Annotated in this window: 4 protein-coding genes and 1 pseudogene; 4 read left to right on the top strand and 1 reads right to left on the bottom strand. The window is 70.4% G+C overall.

Annotated features, from left to right (window positions below; all coding sequences use genetic code 11):
• Nucleotides 1–47: 47 nt before the first annotated feature.
• Entirely contained in the window at nt 48–1034 is a 987-nt protein-coding gene (locus tag BCF44_RS15225) for an ABC transporter substrate-binding protein (RefSeq protein WP_116174866.1), read from the bottom strand.
• A gap of 438 nt (nt 1035–1472) precedes the next feature.
• On the opposite strand from BCF44_RS15225, the gene BCF44_RS15230 reads away from it, so the two are divergent.
• From BCF44_RS15230 to BCF44_RS57510, 4 genes and pseudogenes are all read left to right on the top strand, one after another.
• Nucleotides 1473–4733 carry a nitrate- and nitrite sensing domain-containing protein gene (locus tag BCF44_RS15230; protein WP_246015064.1) on the top strand — a complete coding sequence of 1087 codons (3261 nt, stop codon included), beginning with the start codon at nt 1473–1475 and terminating at the stop codon, nt 4731–4733.
• Entirely contained in the window at nt 4730–5155 is a 426-nt protein-coding gene (locus BCF44_RS15235; RefSeq protein ID WP_116174868.1) for a roadblock/LC7 domain-containing protein, read from the top strand. The genes BCF44_RS15230 and BCF44_RS15235 overlap by 4 nt, the downstream gene beginning before the upstream one ends.
• 22 nt (nt 5156–5177) lie before the next feature.
• Nucleotides 5178–6146, top strand: coding sequence for a DUF742 domain-containing protein (locus BCF44_RS57505; protein WP_246015067.1), 969 nt, complete (start codon nt 5178–5180; stop codon nt 6144–6146).
• A pseudogene (locus BCF44_RS57510) lies at nt 6127–6254 on the top strand (ATP/GTP-binding protein); the annotation flags it as partial. The gene BCF44_RS57505 and the pseudogene BCF44_RS57510, both read left to right, overlap by 20 nt.

Raw genomic sequence — 6254 nt, forward strand, 5'->3', positions numbered from 1 at the left:
CGGGATTTCCCGACCCGGCCGTCGCCTATTTCGTCAGAAAATGTCGATCAGCTGTTCTGTGCCGACGGCGGCAGCATCGACTGGACGTCCAGGCGGTTCTGGAGCACGCCGGAGGTCTCCATCATGTCGGCGACGCGCTGCAAGCGGACCGCGTTGAGCGTGCTGGGGAAGGTGCCGACGGAGATCAGGTCGGCGGTGCTGGCGTCGATGCCGGCGTACTCCTTCAGCACGCCCTGCACCTGGAGCCGGTCCGAGGCCTGCTCCTGAGCCTGCTGCAACGCCTTGCGGAACGCCGTCATGGTGTTCGTGTTGGCGTCGGCGAACTTCTTGGCCGAGGCGTACCCGGTCATCGGGAACTCCTGGGTGGCGCCGCGGGCGGCGTCGGTCACGACGGTCGCGCCCAGGTTCTGCTCGGCCTTGGTGATGAACGGCTCGATCATCCACGCCGCGTCCACGGTGCGGTTCTGGAGCGCGGTGGACATGTCGGCGAACGACATCGTCTGGAAGGCGATCTTGTTCTGCGACACGCCCGCGGTGTCCAGCACCGACTTCGTCGCCAGCTCGCCCAGGTCGTCCGGAGCGTTCACGGCGACGCGCGGCGTCTGCTTGGCGGTCGGCGAGTTGTAGTTCAGCGACGGCAGCGTGACCAGCGCCATCGTGTTGGTGCCGGCCTGGTAGGCCTCGCCCTGCAACTCCAGCTGCGCGCCGCCGGCCTCGGCCTTGAAGAACGCGACGTGGGTGGCGAACGCGACGTCCAGCTGCCCGTTGGCCAGCTGCTGGATCGCCTCCTGGTCGCTGTTCTCCTGCACCAGTTCGATCTTCAGGCCGGCGTTGCTGAACAGCCCGCTCTTCACCGCCATGTACAGCGGGGCCACGTCGACCTGGGGCTCGTAACCGACCCGTAGCGTCGGGTGCTCCAGGTTCGGTGTGGACGATCCGGATCCGGGCAGCATGCTGCACCCGGCCGCGGAAGCGACCAGACCCAGCGCGCCGACGAGCGCCACAGCGGTCCGTCGTACCGCTCCGATGGCCATGCGCACCTCATTAATTTGATCTACGGGCCCCCCAACCGGGCCGCTGGCATCAAACCACGATCGATACCAACATGCGGGGATGGTAGCCACCCGGACGTATGAAGGCATCCCCCGCGGCGGATACGGTGAGTGCATCTGGAGTCTTCCCGTCCGAGGTATCCACCACTACGCTCATTGGGCTAGTGGACGTGGTCGGCGCGGACCACAGAACAACTGCTTGGCGGGGCCGTCTGGCATTGCGCCCCGTGGTTGTGCTGCAATTCGGCCCACTTCGGAACCAAGCTCGGTCCGGGGAGGGACCGAGACACTGCTGCTGGAATGAGGAAGCCCAGGGTGGCCCGTCGAGACAAAGGCCCCGGCCGACCAGGCCAAGCTGGTCCGGCGCGTTCGGGTGGCCCCGAAAAGGGTGAAGGACTGGCTGCGCAGCGTGATGTGGACGTGAGCGAAGAAACCGCACATAACGGACCTAGCGTCGATGTCGGATCCGACATCGACCGCAGCGCCGAGGGCACCGGCTCGCGGTGGCGGCTACAGAACTGGCGACTGCGTACCAAACTGCTGGTCGTCCTCTTGATCCCGACGATCCTCGCGCTGATCCTCGGCGGCATCCGGGTGAGCGCCGACGTGTCCAACCTCACCGACGCGCAGCGGCTGGCCAAGCAGGTTCAGCTGGAGAGCTCGGTCGCGGAACTGGTCCAGCAGCTCCAGCGCGAGCGCGACCTGACCGCGCAGTACGTCGCGGCCAACCGCAGCGGCGACAAGGTGAACCTGGACCGCGAGCGGGACCGGGTGGTGCAGGACGTCAACGCGTTCCGCAACCTGGTCGACACGCTCGGTCCCGGCCTGTCGCCGGACGTCGAGCAGCGCTTCCGCACCGCCGCCGACCAGTTGTCCCGCCTGACCAACCTGCGCAAGGCCGCGCAGGACACGCAGTACCCGGCCAGCGCCGTGTTCAACTCCTACAGCGACTCCATCCAGAACCTGCTGGACCTGGGTGAGCAGGCCATCTCCACGATCTCCGACCCGGGCCTGGTCAAGCTGCAGCTCGCGGTGAACGCGGTGGCCCGCGCCAAGGAGCAGGACTCCCGCAAGCGCGGCATCCTGCTCCAGGTCTTCCAGAACAAGGGCTTCCAGCAGGACCAGCTGCGCGCGCTGCTGGCCGCGGACGCCGAGCTCAGCGCGGCCAAGAACGACTTTGCCAAGTCGGCGACGCCCGACCAGCAGCGGATCTTCGACGACACGGTCACCGGCCTGATCGTCGACGACGCCAACAAGCTGGAGGAGTCGGCGCTGATCCGCGGTTCCACCAACGCGGACCTGAACGGCCTGACCACGACCCAGTGGGACATCGACTCCACGCTGACGGTCAACCTGACCAACCAGGTCCAGCAGGCCCTGTTGCAGCAGCTCCAGCAGCAGACCAACGACCTGGCGAACGCCTCGCAGGACTCTGCGATCCGCAACTCCGCGCTGGTCCTCGGCGCGCTGCTGCTGGCGCTGGTGACGGCCCTGTTCGTGGCCCGCTCGCTGCTGCGCCCGCTGCGGGTGCTGCGGCGCACCGCGCTGGACATCGCCGACCACCGGCTGCCGGAGGAAGTGCAGCGCATCCTCACCGACCCGAACCCGGCCGAGGCGGCCCGGGAAGTGGTCGAGCCCGTCCCGATCCACACCAAGGAAGAGGTCGGCCAGCTGGCCCGGGCCTTCGACGCGGTGCACGGCGAGGCGGTCCGGATGGCGGCCCAGCAGGCCCTCCTGCGGGACAACGTCAACGCCATGTTCGTCAACCTGTCCCGTCGCTCGCAGGCCCTGGTCGAACGCCAGCTGGGCCTGATCGACCGGTTGGAGCAGGACGAGCAGGACCCGGACCAGCTGGCTAACCTCTTCGAGCTGGACCACCTGGCCACCCGTATGCGGCGCAACTCGGAGAACCTGCTGGTTCTCTCGGGCACCGACCTGGGCCGCCGGCTGACCCGGCCGGTCCCGGCCGGCGACGTCGTCGGCGCCGCGGTGTCCGAGGTCGAGCAGTACGCCCGCATCCAGGTCGCGCCGACGCCGGAGCTGACCGTGCAGGGCCGGGCCGTCAACGACCTCGTGCACCTGATCGCCGAGCTGCTGGACAACGCGACCGCGTTCTCCGACCCGAACACCAAGGTCACCGTGCGCACCGCCAAGACCCGGCGGGGCGAGCTGGCCATCGAGATCCACGACCGCGGCGTGGGCATGTCGGCCGCGGACGTGGAGGAGACCAACCAGCGGCTGGCCGACCCGCCCGAGGTCGACGTCGCGGTGTCCCGGCGCATGGGCCTGTACGTGGTCGCGCGGCTGGCCAAGCGGCACGACATCAAGGTCCGGCTGCGCGGCAACGAGGACATCGAGGGCGGCATGACCGCGCTCGTGGTGGTGCCGGCCTCGCTGGTGCTCGCCCCCGGGGCCGAGGTCAACACGCCCCCGTCGGGCACCGAGCGGCCCATGGCCACGCCCGGCGGCGGCATCGCCAACGCCTTCGGCATGGCCCGCCGCCAGGCCGCGCCGTTCGAGGAGCCGCCGGCGCCGGAGCCGGTGGGCGACCCCGGCATGCCGGTGCAGTTCGTGTCCAGCGCGGGCAGCCCGGAGCTGGGCGTCACCGGCGTGCCGCGCTGGTCGCCGGGCGCGCCGCAGGCGCCGGCCCCGCAGCCGCAGGAGAGCACCGCCACCTGGTTCCCGTCGCTGGAGGACTCCGCCGCCGGCCAGCCGGTGGACATGTTCGCCGGCTTCCAGGAGATGCCCCAGGAGCAGGTCACCCGCGGCTCGACCAACGGCAGCCTGAACGGCCACGCCGCGCCGCCGGCCGCCGTGCCGGCGCCGGCCCAGCCGGAGGCCAACCCGTTCCCGTCGCGTGATCTGGATCACGAACTGGACGCGCCGACCGAGCGGCTGCCGATCTACGAGGCCGTCCTGTCGCAGTGGTTCCAGGCCGTCGAGGAGGAGACGCCCGACCTGGAGGGCCCGTTCGGCGTGCCGGCCCAGGCCGGCGCCAGCGCCGACGACCTGCCCGCCGGTCCGGCCACCGCCACCATGTCCATGCCGCTGCCCGAGGTGCCCGACCAGCCGGTCGCCGAGCCGCGGATCGAGCCGGAGCAGGTCACGCAGGCCCTCGAGCGGCCCGTGCCCACGCCCGAGCCGGTCGCCGAGCCCGAACCGGCCGAGCCGCCGGCCGCCGCCGCGCAGCAGTCGACCGCGTCCCTGCCGCTGCCCAAGCGCACCCCGCGCTCGAGCACGCCGGCGCCGGCCGCGGCCACCGAGTCCGAACCCGCCCGCCAGCAGCAGCCGGAGACCCCGGCGGCCCGCAACGGTTCGGCCCCGCTGCCCACCAGACCGGCCCGCCCGGCAGCGGCCAGGAGTAACGAATGGACATCACCTGGCGACGAAGGATGGCAGGCTGCTGAATCCTTGCTGAGCCAGGCGCCTGACGCGCAGACCCAGGCCGGGCTGCCGAAACGGGTGCCGAAGGCGCACCTCATCCCGGGTTCGGCCGCACCGAAGAACCCGGCCGCGGCGGCCACCAGGTCCCCGGCCGCGCCGCGGTCGGCTGACTCGGTGCGGGGTCGCATGTCAAGCTTCCAGCAGGGCGTGCGCCGTGGCCGGCACGCTTTGATAGACGCCTACTCTGGTGATGCGTCCACATCGCCGCAGAGCAGTGAAGACGAGGAGCAGGAGTGACTACCGCGTCTGTACAGCAGCCGGGCAGCTTCAGCTGGCTGATCACCGACTTCGTCCGCCGGGTCCCCGGCGTGGCGCACGCCGTCGTCGTCTCCGCCGACGGTCTCCTGCTGGCCGGCTCGCACGGCCTGCCGAGGGACCGTGCGGAGCAGCTGTCGGCCGTGTCGTCCGGGCTGATCAGCCTGACTCAGGGCGCCGCGCGCTGTTTCGAGGGCGGCTCGGTCAACCAGACCGTGGTGGAGATGGAGCGGGGGTACCTGTTCCTGATGTCCATCAGCGACGGCTCGTGCCTCTCCGTCCTCGCCGCGCCCAACTGTGACATCGGGCTCGTCGCCTACGAGATGACCCTTCTGGTCGAGCGGGTGGGCCAGCAGCTGACGCCGGAACTACGGGCGCAGCTGCAAGGCGTGGTCCGCAGATAGGCCCGGGTGGGGGTGAGACGTGATGGCCAAGGGTTCTGGCGTACCCGGCGGCCGGTTCGGTAAGAAGTTCGACTACCAGGCCTGGGCCGCCGAGGGCTTCAGCTTCTCCGATCCCGATTCGGAGGGGTCCTCGGACGCCGAGGACGACGCGCACTACGAGCTGGATGAGGTGCTGGATGATCCGCCACGACACCAGCTGCACGACGCACCCCGACAACAGCCCGGTGGCCGTGCCTTCGGCACGACGGGACGAGGTCTAGGCGACATGGCAGCGCACGGTCTAGACGACCCGCCCCAGCACGGCCTGGACGAAGTGCCCAACCGGTTCGACATCGACGGGTACGGCAACGGCCTGTTCGGCGGGCCCGGCGCCGACCTGTTCGGCGAGCACGGCTTCGTCGAGGGTCCGCCGCGCAGCCGGGGGGCCTACGGCCTGCCGGAGGAGATGCCCGGCGGGGGCGCGTTCGGCTTCGCCGACGAGCGTCCCGGCGAGCGCAGCGCCCCCGGCTACCGTGGTGGACCGCCCTCGGGCCCCATCTCGGACCCGATGTCCGGCCCGCTCTACGATGCCGACGGCTACGAGGTGCACTTCGTGCAGCCGCCGGATCCGGAACCCGAACCGGACCCGGCGCAGAACGAGCCCGTGGTCGAGACCGGATCGCTGGTCCGTCCCTACACCAGGACCGGCGGCCGGACGAGGCCCGATTACGACCTGGCGATCGAGGCGCTGGTGTCCACCAGCGACCACGGCCGCGACAGGGATGCCGCAGTGACCGCCGAGCACCGGTCAATCTGCGGCTTGTGCGTTGAGACCCGCTCGGTCGCGGAGATCGCGGCGCACCTGCGGCTGCCCCTCGGGGTGGTCCGGGTGCTCATCGGTGACATGGCCAGCATGGGTCTAGTCCTGATTCACCAAAGCGGCCTGGTCGTGGGGGACAGGCCGTCCATTGAATTCCTGGAGAGGGTGCTCAGTGGGCTCCGCAGGCTCTAGTCCCCAGGTCGCGCGGCAGGCGACGACGTCGGCGAAGATCGTGGTCGCCGGTGGGTTCGGTGTCGGGAAGACGACGTTCGTGGGGTCGGTGTCCGAGATCGTGCCGTT

This window comes from Kutzneria buriramensis, from assembly GCF_003387475.1.
GTDB lineage: Bacteria > Actinomycetota > Actinomycetes > Mycobacteriales > Pseudonocardiaceae > Kutzneria > Kutzneria buriramensis.